Annotated in this window: 12 protein-coding genes; 11 read left to right on the top strand and 1 reads right to left on the bottom strand. The window is 55.3% G+C overall.

Annotation, left to right across the window (positions count from 1 at the left end; translation table 11 throughout):
* Positions 1–6: 6 nt before the first annotated feature.
* Positions 7–1,971, bottom strand: coding sequence for an HDOD domain-containing protein (locus ABIE59_RS03250; protein WP_354444209.1), 1,965 nt, complete (start codon positions 1,969–1,971; stop codon positions 7–9).
* 287 nt (positions 1,972–2,258) lie between these two features.
* Between ABIE59_RS03250 and ABIE59_RS03245 the strand changes: the two genes are divergently transcribed.
* From ABIE59_RS03245 to ABIE59_RS03195, 11 genes are all read left to right on the top strand, one after another.
* Complete coding sequence (locus ABIE59_RS03245) at positions 2,259–3,536, top strand: MinD/ParA family ATP-binding protein (protein WP_354444207.1); 1,278 nt, start codon at positions 2,259–2,261, stop codon at positions 3,534–3,536.
* 253 nt (positions 3,537–3,789) lie between these two features.
* A complete protein-coding gene (locus ABIE59_RS03240) occupies positions 3,790–5,328 on the top strand; it encodes a fatty acyl-CoA reductase (RefSeq protein WP_354444205.1) in 1,539 nt (512 codons plus the stop codon).
* A 300-nt stretch (positions 5,329–5,628) separates the two neighbouring features.
* Complete coding sequence (gene acs / locus ABIE59_RS03235; protein ID WP_354444203.1) at positions 5,629–7,578, top strand: acetate--CoA ligase; 1,950 nt, start codon at positions 5,629–5,631, stop codon at positions 7,576–7,578.
* A 41-nt stretch (positions 7,579–7,619) separates the two neighbouring features.
* The gene (locus ABIE59_RS03230) at positions 7,620–8,285 is read left to right on the top strand and encodes a LuxR C-terminal-related transcriptional regulator (RefSeq protein WP_058090659.1); all 666 of its coding nucleotides are present in this window, start codon (positions 7,620–7,622) and stop codon (positions 8,283–8,285) included.
* A 353-nt stretch (positions 8,286–8,638) separates the two neighbouring features.
* Positions 8,639–9,730 carry a fatty acid desaturase family protein gene (locus ABIE59_RS03225; protein ID WP_354444201.1) on the top strand — a complete coding sequence of 364 codons (1,092 nt, stop codon included), beginning with the start codon at positions 8,639–8,641 and terminating at the stop codon, positions 9,728–9,730.
* Positions 9,731–9,871: 141 nt separating this feature from the next.
* On the top strand, positions 9,872–12,721 hold the full coding sequence (locus ABIE59_RS03220) for an SNF2-related protein (RefSeq protein WP_354444199.1): 2,850 nt from the start codon (positions 9,872–9,874) through the stop codon (positions 12,719–12,721).
* Positions 12,722–12,740: 19 nt separating this feature from the next.
* The gene (locus ABIE59_RS03215; RefSeq protein WP_354444197.1) at positions 12,741–13,991 is read left to right on the top strand and encodes an ATP-binding protein; all 1,251 of its coding nucleotides are present in this window, start codon (positions 12,741–12,743) and stop codon (positions 13,989–13,991) included.
* Entirely contained in the window at positions 13,988–15,400 is a 1,413-nt protein-coding gene (locus tag ABIE59_RS03210; RefSeq protein WP_354444195.1) for a DUF6880 family protein, read from the top strand. The genes ABIE59_RS03215 and ABIE59_RS03210 overlap by 4 nt, the downstream gene beginning before the upstream one ends.
* A 60-nt stretch (positions 15,401–15,460) precedes the next feature.
* Positions 15,461–17,413, top strand: coding sequence for a site-specific DNA-methyltransferase (locus ABIE59_RS03205; RefSeq protein ID WP_354444193.1), 1,953 nt, complete (start codon positions 15,461–15,463; stop codon positions 17,411–17,413).
* 27 nt (positions 17,414–17,440) lie between these two features.
* Positions 17,441–19,129 carry an AIPR family protein gene (locus ABIE59_RS03200; RefSeq protein ID WP_354444191.1) on the top strand — a complete coding sequence of 563 codons (1,689 nt, stop codon included), beginning with the start codon at positions 17,441–17,443 and terminating at the stop codon, positions 19,127–19,129.
* The gene (locus tag ABIE59_RS03195; protein ID WP_354444189.1) at positions 19,126–21,438 is read left to right on the top strand and encodes a DEAD/DEAH box helicase family protein; all 2,313 of its coding nucleotides are present in this window, start codon (positions 19,126–19,128) and stop codon (positions 21,436–21,438) included. Before ABIE59_RS03200 ends, ABIE59_RS03195 begins: the two co-directional genes overlap by 4 nt.
* Positions 21,439–21,500 lie beyond the last annotated feature (62 nt).

Genomic DNA, 21,500 nt, shown 5'->3' with positions numbered 1-21,500 from the left:
CATTCGTCAGTCGGTATCGTGCTTTTCGTGGCCTGCCGCCGGGAGCAGAATCCGGAAGGTGGTGCCCTCCTGCCCCGTGTGACAAGCGATGATGCCCTCCATGTCATCAATCAGTTGCTTAACAATGCTCAGGCCAAGGCCGCTGTGGCCCTGGCCCTTTGAGCTGGCTACTGGCGCAAACAGGTTGCGCCTGACGGACTCCGGTATGCCGGGGCCATTGTCGATAATCTGCAATTCCACCCAGCGGCGCTGGCTCTGGAAGATCGGTGCCTTTGTGCTCACGGTAATCTCACCGCTCCCGGCCTCCAGGCTTTCAACGGCATTTCGGATCAGGTTAATGATGATCTGCCTTACGCCAGAGGCGCCGCCCTGAACCAGGGTGTCTTCCCGGCATGGGTTCAGTTTCAGGGTGCGGTCGTCACGGTTGAACAGGCTGTCCTGAAGGATGCGCGCCAGGCTCTCAAGTTCGCGGTTCAGGTCTGTACCACCAGAAGCGCCGGTTGTGTCGCTGGTGCTGATCTGCAGCAACAGATTGCCCGCCCGATCCAGCTCTTCCTGAATAATGTCGAGATCATCCTGGATGGTTTCATCACTCATCCGGGCACGAAGTTGGAATATGTATTGCCTTATGATGGTCAAGGGGTTGCTGACTTCGTGCACCTGGCGACGTATTCGGTCATGGGCAATCTCACTGTCAATGCCCGGCTCCTCAGTTGTCTGGCTGTCAATCAGCTGCGTAAGCTCATGGGTGAACAGCTGGACCAGATGGGTGGTTGCCACCAGTGACTCGGAGTCCAGGCCCAAGGCAAAGACGGCGTGTGCTTGCCCGCCATGTTGCACGGGAATCGCCATCAGCGAGGGTGTTCTGAGAAGGGTCAGCAATTGCCGGTCAAGCACGGTGGGCTCGCGTTCACCCAAGCTGATTATTTTGCCCCCGATCCATGCATCGGTGAGGACACTGCCGCCAGGCTGGGGCGACAAGCGCAGATCCGGCAGGTTGGTGCCGGTGCCTGACAACAGCCTGAGCTCCTCTGAGTCAGGACCGAAACACAGAGCTGGCAGCCCGGTCAGGACACCGAGACTACTGACAGTACTGGCAATCAGGTTGCTCGGGGTTGTGCTGCCTGTCGTCCGCAGATCAAGGGATCTGCTGGCGATTGCCTGGTTTATCAATGTATCCCTGAGCCGGCGGGTGCCCTCGTCACCTTGGTAGGGGGTGTCCAGAGGAATTCCGAAAGAGGCCGCCATGGTGACTACTTCTTCGTTGATTCTGCCGCAGATTTCCCGCGTCAGGTCTTCCTGTAATCCGAAGATGGTGCCGGCAGCCGCAATACCCGCTGAGTCGGACAGGGCGAGCCGGGTCGACAGGCTGATCAGTTTGACGAGGTGGCTGGCGTCCCTGAGCTGTGTGGGCAGCGACTGTTGATAGCGCATGGCATCCGCCGCCAAGGGGCCCAGCCCCCAACCGGTCACAAAATGAGCGGCAATCTCATTCTGGTGATTGAGGATCTCCTGTTTACGTTCCGTAGTTGGTGTCTTGATGGCAATCAGTTCACCAATGTTGTGAACCATGCCAAGCAGGAAAGCTTCCTCAGGGCCGGGGTAGCGCGTCAGGGTGGCGAGGGCCCTGGCGGTCAGCGCGGTGGTCAGGGAGTGACGCCAGAAATCCCGCAGTTGCTGCCACTCGTCGCCGCCGAGCTCAAACAGCAGTTGGCGTAATGCCGAGGTGAGCAGCAGGGTCTGGAAGCGGCGGGTGCCCAGACGAAGAAGTGCCTGCTCAACGGAACCAATGGGAGGATCGGTTCTGTACAGGGCGGAGTTGGCTAGCGACAGAAGCCGGGCAACCAGCGCGGTGTCGGTGGCGACAATCTGGCTGATCTCACGGTAGCTGTCCCCGGCCTGGCATGCTTTCAGCGCCCGCAGGGTTATCTCCGGCAGGCTCGGTAGTTGAAGATCAGCTGCAATATCCATCGCATTACTCATCGCGCGCCCTTTGTCCCTGCCCCGCGTTATTTTGGTTGCGGGTAAGGTTCCCTGTTCTGTATCAAAGTTTTATGACAGGGTGTTCATCCTTCTTATAAGTCAGTGAGCTTAGACAATAATTCGCCAGTGTTAAACCGTTATTGCTGATTTTTTAAGCAGGGTATTATCAAGTCTGTGATATGTGTAACCTTTTTACAGGTTAAAATGTCGCTTATAGTGACAAGTCTCTGGATTCGTCTGTTTTCGGTTGCTCAAGCTACGAGGGAAGGCAAAAGTTGCGCCAACCAAGAACCATCGCAGTAACGGGCGGTAAAGGTGGGGTAGGAAAGACCACCGTTGCCGTCAATCTGGCGCTTGCCCTCGCCAAAGGCGGGCAGCGGGTGCTGTTGCTGGATGCGGACACGGATCTTGCCAACGTGAGTCTTCTGGTCGGGCTCTATCCGGAACGCACCCTTGCCGATGTGATCGCCGGCCGCAGTGATTTTGCGGATGCCATTTTGCAAACCCACTACGGGCTGGATATTGTCCCCGGGGCTTCGGGTGTGCAGGCTTGCATGGAGATGTCTTATGAAGACAGTCTGGGGCTACTGAAATCGCTGCATGAACTGGAGCATCGCTACGACTATGTGATTATCGACACCGCATCGGGACTGCAATCCGTTGGGCTGCACATGATCGCAGCGGCGGAACTGGCCTGCGTGGTGGTCACGCCAGACCCCGCCTCTCTCACCGATGCGTTTTCACTGATAAAGGTGCTTAAACGCCGGGGGTACCGGCGCAAGCCGTCTGTGATCGTCAATATGGCCCAGGGCGCCAGTCAGGCACGGTCAGTGTTCCAGCGGCTGAACGGGGCCTGTCAGCGACACCTGCAGTGCACTCTGCATTACCTGGGGGCGCTTTGGCGGGACGAAACCCTTCGGCAGTCGGTGCTCGACCAGAACCCGGTGACTCTGCTGCCAACCTCGGATCCTTCCTGCCGGCAGTTCCATACCCTGGCGGAAATGCTCAATGTGCACCTGGCGGCCCTGCCGCGGCGCAAGGCCGGTATCGCCGCATACTGGCATCAGGCTGCGCGCCGGCAATCCGGTCAGGGCAAACCGGTTATTCCAGACACACCCACCGTCGAATCCAGCGGCCAGCAGTGCCGGTCCCTGATCGGGCAGTTGGAAAGATTACTGTCGGCAAAGCCAGACGATGCCATGCTCCGGTATGACGCATTTACCCGCTTGTTTGCACTGTTGGGGCGCAATCCCGACGCTGATACCGTAGAGATCGTACAGACCGGCCTGGCATCAATGAACTGGGAGTATCTGGCCCGGGTCGACCGGGACAGACTGGCGGCTCACCTGCGACATCTGGCAGAGGAACTGGTATCGCCGCCGGCTCAGTCAGAGCCTGCTGAGTACCCGCGTCAGATTGAGGGCCCGCTGTATGATCGCATCAGCTTTGGTGAGCAGGATCAATTACTTCGCGTACTGCGTGAAAAACCTTCGGATGTTTCCCTCGATGACCTGTTACGTTCACTCGCAGGTAAAGATCGAACCCGATCCTGATGAAATCATGAGCACCTGACCACTATTTGGTCATTTTTTCAGGGATGTTTGTGTCGTAATTTTGCAGTCTGTCACCGCCCTGTCACGATCGCTGTGCAAGAATTGATCGGAATCGTGGCCCGCATTATGCAGGCAGCTCTGACAGGCGGATGCAGGATGGATGCACTTATGTCGGGGCAAAGGAAACCGCCCCCCGCGACTTTTTACCAGCGTTGATCGCCGGTGACATCGATATCAGAGAAGGAGTTCTACCATGGCAAACCAGCAAGTGAATCAAAAAGAATCTTCGTCGAAGGTGCTCAGGCAGCTACGTGGCAAGCGGGTGTTGATTACCGGCACCACCGGTTTTCTGGGAAAGGTGGTTCTGGAGAAACTGATCAGAACCGTTCCGGACATCGGAGGCATCTACTTGCTGATTCGGGGTAACAAGCGGCACCCCGATGCCCGCAGTCGATTTGTTAATGAAATTGCTACGTCATCGGTGTTTGATCGCCTCAGAAGTGCCGATACGGACTGGTTTGAAACCTTCCTTGAAGAGCGGGTTCATTGCATTACCGGTGAAGTGACCGAGCCATGTTTCGGGTTAGGTGAGGATGCCTGCCACAAGCTGGCCGGAGAGCTCGACGCTGTCATCAACTCTGCCGCCAGTGTGAACTTCCGGGAAGAGCTGGACAAGGCGCTGATGATTAACACCCTGTGTCTCGAGAATATCGCCGGGCTGGTCCGCCGGAATAGCCGGCTGGCCGTCCTGCAGGTGTCGACCTGCTATGTCAACGGAATGAACTCCGGGCCGGTGACCGAATCGGTGATCAAGCCAGCAGGTGAGGCAATTCCGCGCTCCAGTGAAGGCTATTACGACATTGAAGAACTGGTGCAGTTACTGCAGGACAAGATTGCCGATGTTCGCGCCCGCTATTCCGGCAAAACCCTGGAAAAGAAGTTGGTAGACCTGGGTATTCGGGAAGCCAATCGTTATGGCTGGAGCGACACCTATACCTTTACCAAGTGGCTGGGCGAACAACTGCTGATGAAGGCGCTTAACGGGCGCAGCCTGACCATTGTTCGACCGTCAATTATTGAAAGCGCCCTGGAGGAACCGGCGCCTGGCTGGATCGAGGGCGTCAAGGTAGCCGATGCCATTATCCTGGCCTATGCCCGTGAGAAGGTGACACTGTTTCCGGGCAAGCGCTCGGGCGTGATTGATGTCATTCCGGTGGACCTGGTGGCCAATGCGATTGTACTTTCGCTGGCTGAGGCCCTGGCAGAACCAGGCCGTCGCAGGATTTACCAGTGCTGCAGTGGCAGCTCCAATCCGGTTTCCCTGGGCCAGTTCATCGACCATTTGATGGCGGAATCCAAGGCCAATTATGCGGCCTATGACCACCTGTTCTACAGGCAGCCCAGCAAGCCCTTCATTGCGGTTAACCGTACCCTGTTCAACCTGGTCGTCAGCGGTGTGCGCCTGCCTCTGAGTGTCACGGACAAGGTGCTGAAGTTGTTGGGCAATTCCCGTGACCTGAAAATGCTCAAGAACCTGGACACCACCCAGTCACTGGCCACTATTTTTGGTTTTTACACAGCCCCGGATTACATCTTCCACAACGACGAGTTGCAGGCGTTGTCTGCCAGAATGGGCGAGGTCGATAAGGGGCTTTTCCCGGTGGACGCCCGCCAAATTGACTGGGAAGTCTATCTGCGCAAGATCCACCTGGCGGGTTTGAATCGCTATGCCCTGAAAGAACGAAAGGTCTACAGCCTTCGGGCTTCCAGGCAGCGCAAAAAAGCTGCCTGATCATCCTTCGGGGGTCCGGCCAGTGGCCGGGCCTTCGCTCGCCACGTCTTGTTTTGCCATTCCCCGATCTGCAACTATTCTAGATAAAGCCGCTGTTAATGCTGCTAAACCCTGCCTTGATCGCTGCATTTCTGAACAGGTTAGCCCGAAAATGGCGGTAGGTTAGGACGTTAGTCTAATTCATTGTGCGGTGGCACACATGTTGAACTACGTGCATCTGTCTTATGGGCAACAATCGCCCGACCACCCTGAATTTAAAAAACCGACAATGACAACAGACTCTGATTAAGGGGGAGCACAATGACTGATAAACAGGTATATCCGGTGAGTCCGGAAGTTGCCGAGCGGGCACTGGTAAGCAAAGAACAGTACGAAAAAATGTATCGCCAGTCCGTGGAAGACCCAGACACGTTCTGGGGTGAGCATGGCAAGCGCCTCGACTGGATCAAGCCCTACAGCAAGGTCAAGAACAGCACCTACGATTACAACAACCTGTCCATCAAATGGTTTGAAGACGGTGTGCTGAACGCCTCCGCCAACTGTCTGGACCGCCACCTGGAGAAACGCGGCGATCAGACTGCCATCATCTTTGAAGGCGACGATCCTTCGGTATCCCGCAACGTTACCTACCGGGAGCTTTACGAAGAGACCTGCAAGTTTGCCAATGCGCTGAAAGCCCAGGGCGTAAAGAAAGGCGACGTGGTCACCATCTACATGCCAATGATTGTGCAGACCGCAGTTGCCATGCTGGCCTGTGCCCGGATCGGTGCGATTCACTCGGTGGTGTTCGGTGGCTTCTCCCCGGAAGCGCTCGCTGCCCGGGTTGTGAACGGCAAATCCCGTTTTGTGATTACCGCTGATGAAGGTTTGCGCGGTGGCCGCGCCATTCCGCTGAAGAAGAACGTGGACCACGCGCTCAAGCACGAGGAAGACGCCAAGGTCGATAAGGTGATCGTGGTTACCCACACTGGCAACAAAGAAGTCCCCTGGACTGAAGGCCGTGACGTTCGTTACGAAGACCTGATCAAGGAGGCGTCGGCCGAGTGCGAGCCGGAGCCGATGAACGCTGAAGATCCTCTGTTCATGCTCTACACGTCCGGTTCCACCGGTGCTCCGAAGGGTGTACTGCACACTACGGGCGGTTACATGGTCTATGCCTCCATGACCCACCAGTATGTGTTCGACTACCACGATGGCGACGTGTATTGGTGTACCGCGGACTTCGGTTGGGTAACCGGCCACAGCTACATTCTATACGGCCCGCTGGCCAATGGCGCCATCACACTGCTGTTTGAAGGTGTGCCCAACTACCCGGACAGCTCCCGCATGGGCCAGGTTGTTGATAAGCACAAGGTCAACATCCTGTATACCGCACCCACCGCCATCCGTGCGCTGATGGCTCAGGGCGAGTCCTGCATGAACGGCACTACCCGCGAAAGCCTCAAACTCCTGGGTTCGGTTGGCGAGCCGATCAACCCCGAGGCCTGGGAGTGGTATCACCGGGTGATTGGCAACAGCAAATGCCCGATTGTGGACACCTGGTGGCAAACCGAGACCGGCGGCATACTGATTTCTCCGCTGCCTGGCGCGATAGATCTGAAGCCGGGTTCCGCCACTAAACCGTTCTTTGGCGTTCAGCCTGCATTGGTGGACAACGAGGGCAATATCCTGGAAGGCAAAACCGAGGGCAACCTGGTCATTCTGGATAGCTGGCCGGGCCAGATGCGCACCATTTACGGTGATCATGAGCGGTTTATCCAGACCTACTTCAGCACCTACAAGGGTATGTACTTTACCGGTGACGGTGCCCGCCGTGATGAAGACGGCTACTACTGGATCACCGGTCGGGTGGACGACGTTCTGAACGTGTCTGGCCACCGCCTGGGTACTGCCGAGGTTGAGAGTGCTCTGGTAGCTCATGACAAGGTGGCCGAGGCTGCGGTGGTTGGCTATCCCCATGAAATCAAGGGGCAGGGCATCTACGTGTACGTGACCCTGGTGCAGGGTGAAGAGCCGTCGGACGAGCTGAAGAAGGAGCTGGTTCAGTGGGTTCGTAAAGAAATTGGCCCGATTGCCTCTCCGGATGTGATTCAATGGGCGCCTGGACTGCCCAAGACGCGTTCTGGCAAGATTATGCGCAGGATTTTGCGTAAGATTGCTGCGAACGAGCACGATCAGCTTGGAGATACTTCCACCCTGGCTGACCCGGGCGTAGTGGATGACCTGATCAGCAGTCGCGCGTTTCAGTAACGCCGACGGCTGACAGCCCTAACCTGTGAGGAATCTGTTGAATGACACAAACAATTATCGTCGCTGATGATCACCCGTTGTTTCGGGCTGCATTGAAACAAGCGGTCAATCAGGCGGTGCCGGATGTCGAGACTGTGGAGGTCGACAGCATCAAGTCACTGCAGGCGGCGGTAGAGTCGCACCCGGATGCAGACCTGATCCTGCTGGATCTGAACATGCCGGGTGCCCATGGTTTCTCCGGGCTGGTGTTCATGCGAGGCCAGTACCCGGGGCTGCCGGTGGTGGTTGTGTCGGGTTCCGAAGACTTGCAGGCCATGCGTCGCTCCATTGACTACGGTGCCTCCGGGTTTATTCCCAAGAGTGCACCGCTGCCTACCATTACTTTGGCCATTCAGGCGGTGCTGGAGGGCGATGTCTGGCTGCCTGAGGGTATAGCCGACAAGATTGAGCGGATGCAGTCTGAATCCACCGATTTCTCGGAGCGCCTGGCGTCTTTGACGCCGCAGCAGTTCCGGGTGTTGGGGATGCTGGCTGAGGGGCTTTTGAACAAGCAGATTGCCTATGATCTGGATGTGTCAGAAGCCACCATCAAGGCCCATATCACGGCGGTGTTCCGCAAGCTTGGTGTTCGTAACCGGACTCAGGCGGTGATTGCCATTCAGCAGATGGAGCTTGATCCTTCGGAGCAGTCGCTTTCGGGGGGCTGACTTTCAGATTTTTGAGTTTTCATCGAGAAAAGGAGCCTTCGGGCTCCTTTTTTTGTTCTTGGGTTTTGGTGGCAGGGAGAAGGTTGGAGGGCTTTTCTGAAACACGCTGTGAATACGTCCGTGTACGCTCCGCTCCGCCATCCATGGCTCCGCAGGGTTTCAGAAAAGCCCTCCAACCTTCTCCCCGTAGTCCAGCAGTGAATTTAGAGTACATGTGTAATCATGTATTTTTGTATTGATTAAAAAAAATACTCCGTAGCCATTGTTTAGTTGATTTTCTTGTTATAAATTCGGCGCACACATGTACGCTGTAAATCTATTGTTGTCGAAATTCAACTAAGCAAAGGTGAAAAATGAACGCAGCAGTGAAACCGGGAGCGGCGGAGGCCGTGGTTTATGGTAAGCCGGACGAGCGGGAGCTTCGGGACCGGATGAAGAAGGAGCTTCCCGCTGATACGTTCAAGGCTCAGACCTGGCGGGTGATCTGGTTCTTGCCCCTGCAGGCGATTATCTGGGGTGGGCTGGCGGCGATTCTGATGGCGGGGTTGCCCTGGTATGCCAATCTTGGCCTGGCGTTGCTGGTGGGGCATACCATTGGTTGCCAGGCTTTATTGGCCCACGAGGTGTTGCACGGCGCCTTGGGCATGAGCCGGCGTTGGCAGAATTTTTTTGGCTGGCTGGGGTTTGGTCCGTTGATGGTGCCGCCGGAGTTCTGGCGTAAGTGGCACAACGTGGTTCACCACGGTAACACCAACACCGGCGACACAGACCCGGATAGCTTCGGCACTCTACGCCGTTATAAAACCAATCCTGGGCAGAAGAAGTTTCACAAGCTGGCGCCGGGTTCAGGCACCTGGTACAGCTATCTGTTCCTGACCTATTCGTTCACTTTTCACGCCCAACTGGTGTTGTGGATTCAGGCGAAACATCGAAAGCAGTTCAAGGGCTTTAACCGCAATCTGGCCATTGCTCAGGTGTTCCTGTGCCTGGCGTTGTGGGTTGCCCTGGCGGTTGTCTCAGGCCCGCTGGCGGTGTTTACCGTGCTGATTCCGTTCATGACGGCCAATGCCTTGGGGCAGGGCTATATCCTGACCAATCACTTCCTGCGGCCGCAGACGCCGACGAATAATCCGTTGGATAACTCCATGAGCCTGCGCAGCAATCCGGTTCTTGATCGATTGCATTTCCGTTTCAGTCATCACATCGAACACCATTTCTTTCCGAAAATGGCCCATAACATGGCGCCGCGGGTTCGGAAGTGGTTGGAGGACAACGAGCCTGAGCGTTACATGGCGATGCCTCATGGCAAGGCCCTGAAAATGCTCTACACCACGCCTCGGGTATACAAGTCCGCCACGGAGCTTGTGGACCCCAATAATGAGAGTCGAGTGTTTGATTTGCTGCCTTTGCAATCAAAATACTCGGCAGCGAACCGATCCCGTTAACGAACAAAGCAACCAATAAAGGTGTATCTCCGACAGATTCCGGTAGATGGCGAGATCAAGGTATTGATCGCAGAGCAATAATCCTTGAGAGTCCGCATGGCGGGAACTATATTGGCGGTCTGTTCTAAAGGAAAGTCGGAGATGTTCACCCCTCACCAAAGCACCTATTTTGCCCACTGGCTAACCCAATCCGGCAAAATCGAAAACCAGGTCTCCAGGGCCATGGCCTCCGCCCGTGTGGATATGAACCCGCACCAGATTGACGCCGCCTGCTTTGCTCTTAAATCGCCATTGGAGCAAGGGGTGCTGCTGGCTGACGAAGTAGGTCTGGGTAAGACAATAGAGGCCAGCCTGGTGATGGCGCAGAAATGGGCGGAGAACAAGCGCAACATCCTATTGATTGTGCCCGCCTCATTGCGGAAGCAGTGGAGCCAGGAGCTCGGCGATAAGTTTGAGCTGCCATCCGTGATCATTGATGGCAAAGTCGCTGCAAACCTCAAAAAAGAAGGAAAAATCAATCCGTTCGATCAGAATGAGCGGATAGTTATCTGCTCGTATGAATACGCGGCTCGACAGCGTGACTATGTGCGATTGGTTAGCTGGAACCTTGTTGTCTTCGATGAAGCCCACAAACTACGGAACCTCTATCAGACTAATGGCAGCAAGAGGGCAAAAGCGCTGGTGGAGGCCACCGAATTCGCAGAAAGCCGGGTCCTGCTATCGGCGACACCGATCCAGAATAACCTCCTGGAACTCTATGGCCTGAGTCAGGTCATAGACCCTCATTTTTTTGGTGATGAAAAGTCGTTTCGGGCGCTCTACGTAAACCGGCAGCGCGATGAGAAGGCTCTGGAAGATCTCAAACGTCGCATTCGTCCATTATGCCACCGAACTCTCCGGCGCCAGGTTCAGGAGGAGGGCGGTATCAACTTCACCAACCGCTATTCCATCACTCAAGATTTCACACCATTGCCGGAAGAATGGGTGTTGTATCAAAAACTGTCCCAGTATTTGCAGCGGCCAGATAACGAGGCGATTAACCCCCGTGCTCGCCATTTGGTGAGTATGGGTTTGCGCAAAATTTTGGCCTCGTCGTCTTTTGCCGTAGCCGACACGCTCAAGGGCATGATTGAACGCCTTGAACAGCAGCAACGGCTTGATGAGGAGGCGCTCTCTGATATCGAAGAAATCGACGATTGGGCAGAGTCTCAAAACCAAGAGGGCGAGGGGAGCAATGAGGAGGCCAGCAACGACGAGTCAGCTGGGGCTTCAAGCAAACTGAGCCAGGAAATCGCCCAACTTAGTGAGTTTCGCGACCTTGCCAAGAGTATTACCAGCAACGCCAAGGGGCAGGCCCTGCTCGCAGTGCTGGAAAAAGCCCTTACCATGACAGAGCGCCTTGGTGGGCAACGTAAAGCGGTGGTGTTTACCGAGTCTTGCAGAACTCAGCAATACCTTCAGGAGCTTCTGGAAACTGGAGGATACGCTGGGAGAACGGTGTTGCTGAATGGCTCCAATAACGACCCTCGCTCCAAGGCAGTCTATCAGGCATGGATGGAGGAGCATAAAGGGTCAGCTCGTATCAGCGGCTCGAAAGCCGCCGATATGAAAGCTGCGCTGGTGGATCAATTTCGCAGCAACAAAGCCGACATTCTTATTTCTACCGAAGCCGGCGGTGAAGGTATCAACCTTCAGTTCTGTTCCGTACTGATCAACTATGATCTCCCATGGAATCCCCAGAAAGTAGAGCAGCGCATCGGTAGAGTTCATCGGTATGGCCAGAAGAACGACGTGGTGGTGGTTAACTTCGTAAACCGCAAAAATCCGGCCGATCGTCGCGTATTTCAGCTTCTTGATGAAAAACTCAAATTGTTTGAGGGTGTTTTTGGTGCTTCCGATGAAGTGCTCGGAGCCATTGAAGGCAGCATCGATATTGAGCGCCGTATTTACGAGATCTATCAGAAATGCCGCACGGATCAAGAAATTGAGTACCAGTTCGATCAGTTGCAACAGTCTCTGGAGGAGACGCTGGCTGCGAGAGAGACGGCTGCCCGTGAGGCCTTACTGAATAACTTTGATCGCGATGTGGTATCAGCTCTGAAAACCCGCCGTGACCAAAGCAAGGATTTCTTGCAAGAGTACGAGCAGGTGCTTATGGACCTGGCGCGAGCTGAGTTGCCGGAGGCCAGGTTTAACACCAACCACTTCTACTTAAATAAACAGCGCTACGACCTGAGCTGGCCGTTGGCGGAGCAAAACGACTCCGAGTTTTTCCGGTTACAGGCTACCGAGCATTATCTGGCCTGGGACCTGGTGCATAGGGCCAAGGCCCGTAACCCGGCGCCAGCGCATCTGGTGTTTCATTATGATCAGCTTCATGGCCAGTATGCGGCGCTTAAGGACTATATCGGCCAGTCGGGTACGCTCACCGCTTTTGAAGTACGGTTCACCTACAACAAGGGGCGAACCCAGAACACCCGTCTGGTGGTTCTTGCACAAACGAGTGACGGCCGCAGACTGACACTTGAGAATGCAGACCACTTGATGTCAATACCGGCCCGTGAAGAGCCTCTCAGTGACGCCATTCCGCAGCGGCACTTCGCCGAGTGGCAGGCGCAGGTTGTGGAAGAAGCCGAAGCCGAAACAGAAGCGGAGTTGGATCAGTATCTGGAGCAGGAATCCGAGAAGCTTGAACGCTGGGCGCAGGACCGCAGGAAAGCGCTCATGGCCACTGTGGATGAGCTAGACGAGCAAATACGGGGCTATAAAAAAGAGGCGAGACAACTGGCTTCGACAGCGGAAAAAATCCAGGCCAAGAAAGAACTTCGCAAACTGGAGCGCAAGCGCGACGATGCTCTGGCAGAATACCACCAATCCAAAAAAGCCATCGAGCAAGAGGAAGACCGCCTGTTGGACGAAGTGAGCGAAAAACTGGAATTGACCTGCGAGATCAAAGAGCTGTTTACCGCCCGCTGGACGCTCACCCACTGAATAGAGGCCAGAGACCAACATGGACAGAGAAAAGCTGGTTAAAGACCTGCTGTACCAGATTCGACTGGGCGAGGACTCCGGATATGAGTTCAAGCGAGTTGAAATCCGTGGCAACAAGATCAAAGGCCCAGACCAAAAAGACCTGGCCGACGAAATGGCTGCCTTCGCCAACCAGAAAGGCGGCTACCTGATTCTGGGCGTAGACGACAAAACCCGGCAAATCACCGGCATTCCGGCCGACATGCTTGAGGCGGTGCAGAAACGTGTTAAAGACGCTGCCACCGACAACGTAGAGCCGCCACTACCCATTGCCACCCGCTTGCTTGAGCTGCCCGACGAACACGGCGACATGAAGAACGTACTGCATGTGGACATTGAGAAGAGCCTGTTCGTGCACAGTATTAACGGCCGTTTTTTCCACCGTGTGGCCGAATCCAAACAACCCATGAAGCAGGAGTACCTGGCCCGGCTGATGATGCAACGCAGCCAGTCCCGGTTAATTTGGCTGGACGAACGCCCGGTGCCTGGTACCCGTTATGAGGATCTGGACCCGAGCCTGTATCGCAAATTTCTGCGAGAAGAGGGTCAGCCGGAACGAACCCAGCTCCGCAAGCTCCGAATGCTGGTGGATGATGACGAGGGTAATGAAAAACTGAGCGTTTCCGGCGTGCTTTTGGGTACCCCAGCCCCGGTCAACTGGCTGCCAAACGCCTACATTCAGGCCGTCTGTTACTCGGGCGACGACCGCGATGCGGATCAACAAATTGACGCTATGGACTTTACTGGCCCCCTGGACCAACAAATCAGCGGTGCCCTGGCCTTTGTCGAGAAAAACCAGCGTGTGGCAGCCCGTAAACTGCTGGGCCGGGAAGACATCCCCCAATACAGCCTGACCGCCATCTTCGAAGCGTTGGTTAACGCTGTCGCCCACCGGGATTACGACATTTACGGCGCTCACATTCGCCTGCACATGTTTGCTGATCGGCTGGTACTCTGCTCACCAGGAGCTCTGGTCAACACCATGGAAGTGGACGAACTCATGGCCCGACAGGCCTCCCGCAATCAGCTCATCACCAGCCTGCTGGCTCGATGCCCCTATGAACACCCTACCATCAACCGCTCCCGCATGATGGACAAACGGGGTGAAGGCGTTCCGGTTATTCTCAACGAATCTGAAAAACTCTCTGGCAAACGCCCGGAGTACCAGATGGTTGGGGAAGAACTTCAGCTAACGGTTTATGCAGCGAAGAAGGAGCCATACCGCCCATGACGCTGGAAGACCGTGCCGCCAGGCTGTCAAAGCAAGACCGGATTCGCGTGCTCCGCGCCGTCTACGGGGTAGAGACTCATATCGATGACATTATCGACCGTTACCTGGCCGCTGGCCATGGGCCCGGGAACGAGGCCTCCACACTGATAGAAACCCTCTCCGCCCAGTTGCAGCAGATTGCTGACGAGGATGAATTCTATGGCTACCGGGGCAGCTACGATTTCAGCGAGCGACTGTCCTCGATTTTGTCGGCTATCGACAGCCTGCTGCGCCCGCAAGATCGCCTCGCCGCGCTGCGGCTGACCGAGACCTTTCTTGAACTGGCGCACGAAGTGTTCCAGCGAGTAGACGATTCCGACGGCTACGTGGGCGGCATTTTCAGGGACGCCACCCGCCAGTGGCTGGCTATCGCGGTTGAAGTGCGCCACCAGAAGCCGGATGCCGAAAACTGGCTGCAAAAAGTACGGACGTTCTTTGACAACAATGAATACGGTGTTCTAGACGACATCATCGCCAACAGCGCTCCGTTATTGTCCGAATCAGAGCTTCGCTCGCTGGCGGCTGATTTTGAGGCAGATGCAAAGGCTGCATTGGCAATGCCACGAGAACCGGGCCGCTATAATGTTGAAGCCGCGCATGCCTGCATCGGCATTAGATCGGTGGCGGAAGCCCTTCAAGATATGGCTCTTTACGAGCAGGCCACCCTGCTTACCAGCCCGGAACCCAATACCCTGCAACTGGCGAGTCTAGTTGAATTTGCATTGACCCTGGGCGATTTGGACCGGGCAGCCAACTGGCTGGAACAGCCTCAATGGCAAGGCGACCAGAACCGTTATCGCTCTTTGCGACACCTGTGGTTAAAACGTAACGGCGATACCGACCAGCTGAAAGCGGAACTCCAACAGGATTTTGCCGAAAGGCCCCACAGCTACACCCTGGAACCGCTGTGGCGAATGGCCAGTGATCAGGAACAGCCTCAGTTGCGACGTCAGGTTGAAAACCTGTCAAGCGACAAAGTTGCACCCGACGAGTGGGTTGCCATGTTGCTGCTGGCAGGCAGCCCCGAGCGGGCCGAAGAGGTATTATTGGCCGAGCCCGGCCGATTCACACCGGTGCATTACGGTACCCTGCTGAGCTGGGCAAAAAGGTTTGCTGACGAAGACCGGCCCCTGGCCCAAGTGGTGTGCTACCGTGCGCTGCTGACCGATCTTTTGGAACGCGGTTACACCCGGGCCTATCGCCACGGTGCGGGCTATTTTCAAAAACTGTTGGCGCTGGATAACCTGATTCAGGATTATCGCGGGCTGGAAAATGCACAGGACTTTATTCGCAGTCTGCAAACGCAGCACTGGCGCAAACGCTCGTTCTGGGAGCTGGCGGACCACCCTAACAAACCGCCCAGCGAATAATGCCAGCGCATTCAGCACCGATAACCCACAGTTCGCATTGACCAAGGACACCGCAGTACCATGACCAACCCAGACAAGCCCTCCACAGACACCCAGATGAACGGCCAGTCCCTAGACATTGCCGAGCAGCGCCGCAAAGAATTCGAACAGCTGTTCCCGGGCATCTTCACCGAAACCCGCGACGACAAGGGCGAGCTGAAGGTAACCATTGATCTGGAACGCTTGAAAGCGGAGCTGGGTGAATTCACCGACATCTACGACAGCCGCCGGGAACGCTACGGCATGGACTGGCCCGGCAAGCGGGACTGCCTGCGGCTGATCCAGCAGCCCTCGACCGCCACTCTCAAGCCGTGCCGGGAAGAATCGGTGGATTTCGACACCACCGAAAACCTGTTCATCGAGGGCGACAACCTCGAAGTGCTCAAGCTGTTGCAGAAGAGCTACTACAGCAAGGTCAAGATGATCTACATCGACCCGCCCTACAACACCGGCAAGGAATTCATCTACCCGGACAACTTCAGTGAAAGTCTGGACACCTACCTGCAATACGCCGGCCTGAAAGACAGCGAAGGCCGCACCTTCTCCACCAACACCGCCAACGAAGGCCGCTTCCACACCAAGTGGCTGAACATGATGTACCCGCGCTTGTACCTGGCCCGCAACCTGCTGAGGGAAGACGGAGTCATCTTTATTTCCATCGACGACAATGAGGTGGAGAACCTGCGGCGGATGTGTGATGAGATTTTTGGGGAGGAGAATTTTATTGCTACAGCGATATGGCAGAAGGTATACGCACCGAAGAGCAGTGCTAAATATTTTTCAGAAGACCACGAGTATGTAGTGGTATACGCGCGGCAGGCCTCAAGTTGGGTTCCTGAGCTTTTACCCAGAACCGACGAGCAGGATGCTGCCTATAAGAATCCAGATAACGATCCTCGCGGCCCGTGGCGCCCTAATAACCTTGCTGCAAGAAACTACTATAGCAAGGGAACCTATCCAATCACATGTCCTAGTGGCAGGGTAATATCAGGGCCACCTTCGGGCTCATATTGGAGAATTTCTAGAGAAAAATTCGATGAGCTCAACAGTGATGGACGAATATGGTGGGGCGAAAACGGTAATAATATACCAGCGCCTAAGATCTTTCTGACGGAGGTCAAGCAGGGACGTGTTCCACAGACACTTTGGACATATAAAGAAGTTGGTCATACGCAAGAAGCAAAAAGGGATCTGCTGAGCAAACTTACCTTTTCTGGCTCGGACTCCGTTTTTGATACCCCCAAGCCAACAAGATTAATCCGGCGAATGGTTCAGATTGCCACTGAAATCGACGACGAGGCAATCGTGCTGGATTTTTTCTCCGGCGCTGCCTCGACCGCAGCTGCGGTAATGGATCAAAATGCCGAAGACGGCGGAAATCGCAAGTTCGTTATGGTTCAATTGCCAGAACCTACTGGAGCAGAGGACTTCAAGACGATTGCCGAGATAGGGAAAGAGAGAATTCGAAGCGCAGCCTCTAGCCTTCGGGAGTCGATGCGAGAACGGTTAGACTTCAATGACGAGAGCAAAATTGATCTTGGCTTCAAAGTCCTAAAACTCAACCAAAGTAACTTCAAACTCTGGCAAGCCCCCGCCAAAGACGTCTCCGATGAGGAGCTCCTCCAACAAATGGAGCTCAACGTCGACCATATCGACCCCAACGCCAGTCAGGAAGACCTGCTCTACGAGCTGCTGATCAAGTCCGGGGTAATGCCCACAGAAAAAGTGGAGCAGATTGAGCTGGCGGGCCACACACTGTTCTCCGTCGCCGAAGGCTCCCTGCTGGTGCACCTGGAGGATAATATCGATCAGGCGCTGATCGACGCGGTTCTGGCCAAAGCCCCCGGCCAGTTTATCTGCCTGGACAAAGCCTTCCACGGCAACGACCAGCTCAAGACCAACGCCGTGAAAACCTTCGAGGCCTTTAATCAGGGCAAGGAAAAAATTGACCAGATCGATTTCAAAACGGTTTGATAAAGACTGCCGGATTCAGGAGCGCCCATGGACATTAACGCAAGCATCATCGACCAGAGACTGGATGGCATTGTCAGTGCTAACAGCGACCTGCTGCCAACAGGTAACGACCCACAGAAGAGAAAGTCTGCCGCTTTCGTGTTGCTCAGTGCAGCCACGGCTCTGGGCATCCCGCTGGAAGAGGCTGCAGAGTACCTCACCGAGGGCGGCGGCGATGCGGGCGTGGATGTGCTTTATGTGGGCGATGTGGAAGATGGCGAATTCCAGGTCACGCTGTTTCAAGGCAAATACAAGCACAAGGATCTGAGTGGCGCCGCGCATTTTCCGGAAAATGGCGTAAAGGCGGCCATTCAGACCATTGGCACCCTGTTTGACCCAGCCAAAGTGCTGGATATGAACGACCGGCTGAAACCGCGAATCGAAGAGGTGCGGTCCCTGATTCGCGACGGATACATTCCGGTGGTGAAGATGGTGCTTTGCAATAACGGGGATCGCTGGAACGACAGTGCTCAAAAGGTAATTGAGGCCGCAGGATTCTCTGCCTCTCAGGTTAACTGGGTACACCTGAACCACAACGACATTGTGCGGGTGCTACAGAACCAGAAATCGGTGGACGACTCCTTGCCACTGCGCGGTGAAGCCGTGATTGAGGATTTCAACTACCGCAGAGTATTGATCGGCAAGGTAGCAATTCAGGATATCGCCGACCTGTTCAATCGACATGGTGATCAACTGCTGGAACGGAACATTCGCCGCTATCTGGGTATGAACCGTAACCGGGTGAATACGGCCATTCACGACACCCTGGTGAATGACGAACGGCGCAAGAATTTCTACTTTTTCAACAACGGCATCACCATGATCTGCCGGAAGTTCCGCCACAATGCGTTGCAGGGCCGGGATTACCAGCTCAAGCTGGAAGGCATTCAGATCATTAATGGCGGGCAAACCTGCAAAACCATCCAGCAAACCCTGAACGAACCAGACCTGCTGCGGGACTTTTCTGAGACCTATGTGCTGCTGCGGCTGTATGAACTTGCAGAAGACGACAAAGAGTTCGTTCAAGACATTACCTACGCTACCAACAGCCAGAACCCGGTAGACCTAAGAGATCTGCGCGCTAACGACGAGCGGCAGCATCAATTGGAGCTGGGTATGAGAGATCTGGGCTTCAATTATCGCCGCAAGCGGGACGATACCTCGGTGAAGAACGACGAGCTGACCAGTTCCGTGGTGGCTGAAGCGGTGCTTGCCGTATGGCGCCGAAAGCCGTTCCAAGCCAAGTTCCGCCGCAAGGAGCTGTTCGGAAAACTCTACGAGGAAGTGTTCGGCAACCTGAACTCCACGCAGGCCATATTGGCGGCGCTTATCTTTCGGATGGTAGAGAATGAGCGTAAGCGCCCGGAGCAAGCCAATCCCCCGATATTCCTGCCGTATGCTTCTCACTACAAGGCCATGTTGGTGGGGGATTATCTGCTGGAAACCGAAGGTGTCACTCTCGCGGAGGTCAACCATCGGAACTATCCGGTGTTACTGGGCCGACTAAATCGCCAGTTTAATGAGTTCCAGCATCGCGCACAGGATCAGATTTCCGAGGCGCTGACGGCTCTGTATGGTGAAAGGGAGATATCCTTGCAACAACTCTCGGCCACCTTCCGCCGCGGCGACCTGATGCAGTACCTGAACCCAGCCCAGGAAGCCGGAGCAGCCCATTGAAACTGAAGTTCAACCCCAATCTGGATTACCAGCAAGACGCGATCGAATCTACGCTGTCGGTGTTTGAGGGCTTGTCTACCGCCGGCGAGCCCTACCGAAAGCTGGGTATTGGCAATACGCTTTCGTGGGATGTGGACAAACTGCTGGCTAACCTGCACCGGGTGCAGGAACAAAACTTTATCGAGAAATCCGCGCACCTGTTCGAGCCTGGAGACGACTACCCGTTCCCGAATTTTTCGGTGGAGATGGAAACCGGAACCGGCAAAACCTACGTGTACCTGCGCAGTATTTTCGAGCTGCACAAGCGCCTGGGCCTGCGTAAGTTCATCATTGTGGTGCCGTCAGTGGCTATCCGGGAGGGTGTGCTGTCGTCTCTCGCGATGATGAAAGAGCATTTCCGCGGCATCTACAACAACGCGCCTTTCGATCACTACGTGTACAGCTCTAAAGACCTTTCCAAGGTGCGCCAGTTTGCCACCGCGAATACCCTGCAGATTATGGTCATCAACATCCAGGCGTTTCAGCGGGATGCAGGGGATGTGGACAACTATGACAGCCTGACCCCGGACGAGATCAAGAAGCTTTCAGTGATTCACCGGGAGCAGGACCGGATGTCGGGTGTTAAACCGATTGAGTTCATCCAGGACGTGCAGCCGGTGTTGATCATCGATGAGCCGCAATCTGTGGACAACACCCCCAAGGCACGCCGGGCGGTGAATCACCTGAAGCCATTGTTTGCCCTGCGCTATTCCGCCACTCACCGTAACCCCTACAACGTGGTGTATCAGTTGGGGCCGGTGAAGGCGTATGACATGAAGCTGGTGAAGCAGATCTCAGTGGCGTCTATCCAGTTCCAGAGCAATGTAAACCAGACTTACCTGCGGCTGAGCACGATTGGCTACAACGGCAAAGCCAAGACCCCCTCGGCTTCGGTGGTGATTTTTGAAGACACGCCCAACGGCACCCGGGAAAAGACCGTCAAACTCAAGCAGGGAACGGATCTGTCTGACCACACCAATCGCTCGGGCTATCAGGGTTATGTGGTGGACGAAATCTACGCCGAGCCGGGTGCGGAATACGTGCGCTTTGCCAACAACGTGATTCTGGAGCCAGAGCAGGAAAAAGGCGGCATCCACGACGATGTGTTGAAAGCGCAGATCCGCCAGACGGTGGAGGAGCACTTCAAGAAAGAGCGCAACCTGCAAAAGCAGGGCCTGAAAGTGAAGGTACTGTCGCTGTTCTTTATCGACAAGGTGGCCAATTACCGTTACTACGATGAGCATGGCCATGTTCAGAAAGGTAAGCTGGCTCGCTGGTTTGAGGAAGCTTACAGCGAGCTGGCCGCAAGCTCGCTGTTCAGCGACTTGCCGAAGCGGAATGTAGAGCAGGTGCACAACGGTTACTTTGCCGAAGTGAAAAAGCGCGGCAAAGTGGTGGAGCTGAAGGACACTAGCGGCACTACCGCAAGTGACGCCGAAGTCTACGAGCTAATCATGAAGCATAAAGAGCGCCTGTTAGATGAATCCGAACCTCTGCGCTTCATTTTTAGTCACTCAGCCCTCAAAGAGGGCTGGGACAACCCGAATGTGTTCCAGATCTGCACCCTGCGGGAATTCGGCAGCGAAAAGGAACGCCGACAGACCTTGGGGCGTGGCCTGCGTTTGTCTGTGGACGCCAACGGCGACCGGGTTTTTGATCCGCAGGTGAACCGCCTGACGGTAGTGGCCAGCGAGTCGTTTGAGGAATACGCCAAGAATCTGCAAACCGAAATGGAGAAAGACATCGGCGGCGGCTTCAAGTTTGGCCGTGTGCCGGTTATCGCCTTTGCGCCGCTGGCGATCAACGACATCCAAACTCTGGGCCAGGAAAAATCCCGCCATCTGTGGCAGGCCCTCAAAGCGGAAGGCTATCTGGACGCCAAGGGCGACCTCACCGCCCGTTTTCAGCCGGACGACATGTACTTCCAGCTGCAAGTGCCGCCGGAATACCAGCCGCTGGAAAATGAAATCATCGACCGCCTGCGCAGCTTCATGTTTGCGGGACGGGTTCAGGACGCTCGCAAGCGCACGGCCGTTTCCTACAACAAACGGGTGGAGCTGAACCCGGATTTCAAGGCACTGTGGGACAAAATCAGCCAGAAAACGAGGTACTCTATTCGCTTTGATACTCAGCAACTGATTGATCTGGCCAGCCACAAACTCCAGAACATGCCAGTGGTCAAGCCGGTAACGCTCACCATTGACCATACCCAGGCCAAACTAACCGATGCCGGTTTCGTAAGCGCCGCTAAATCGACCCTCTTGCCCTAATCGTATTGAGCCACTTTTTTCAAAGCCGGCAACTCAACGTTCCAGGGCAGCAGTGTTTCCAG

This window comes from Marinobacter sp. MBR-99, from assembly GCF_040547575.1.
Lineage (GTDB): Bacteria > Pseudomonadota > Gammaproteobacteria > Pseudomonadales > Oleiphilaceae > Marinobacter.
Note: the sequence above shows the minus strand (reverse complement) of the source record. Positions and strands in the feature narration are given on the sequence as shown.

Bases quoted from the DNA above. Each gene is read 5' to 3' on its own strand.
- ABIE59_RS03250 (WP_354444209.1), bottom strand. From the start codon at position 1,971: ATGGATATTGCAGCTGATCTTCAACTACCGAGCCTGCCGGAGATAACC.
- ABIE59_RS03240 (WP_354444205.1), top strand. From the start codon at position 3,790: ATGGCAAACCAGCAAGTGAATCAAAAAGAATCTTCGTCGAAGGTGCTC.
- acs (WP_354444203.1), top strand. From the start codon at position 5,629: ATGACTGATAAACAGGTATATCCGGTGAGTCCGGAAGTTGCCGAGCGG.
- ABIE59_RS03230 (WP_058090659.1), top strand. From the start codon at position 7,620: ATGACACAAACAATTATCGTCGCTGATGATCACCCGTTGTTTCGGGCT.
- ABIE59_RS03225 (WP_354444201.1), top strand. From the start codon at position 8,639: ATGAACGCAGCAGTGAAACCGGGAGCGGCGGAGGCCGTGGTTTATGGT.
- ABIE59_RS03220 (WP_354444199.1), top strand. From the start codon at position 9,872: ATGTTCACCCCTCACCAAAGCACCTATTTTGCCCACTGGCTAACCCAA.
- ABIE59_RS03215 (WP_354444197.1), top strand. From the start codon at position 12,741: ATGGACAGAGAAAAGCTGGTTAAAGACCTGCTGTACCAGATTCGACTG.
- ABIE59_RS03210 (WP_354444195.1), top strand. From the start codon at position 13,988: ATGACGCTGGAAGACCGTGCCGCCAGGCTGTCAAAGCAAGACCGGATT.
- ABIE59_RS03205 (WP_354444193.1), top strand. From the start codon at position 15,461: ATGACCAACCCAGACAAGCCCTCCACAGACACCCAGATGAACGGCCAG.
- ABIE59_RS03200 (WP_354444191.1), top strand. From the start codon at position 17,441: ATGGACATTAACGCAAGCATCATCGACCAGAGACTGGATGGCATTGTC.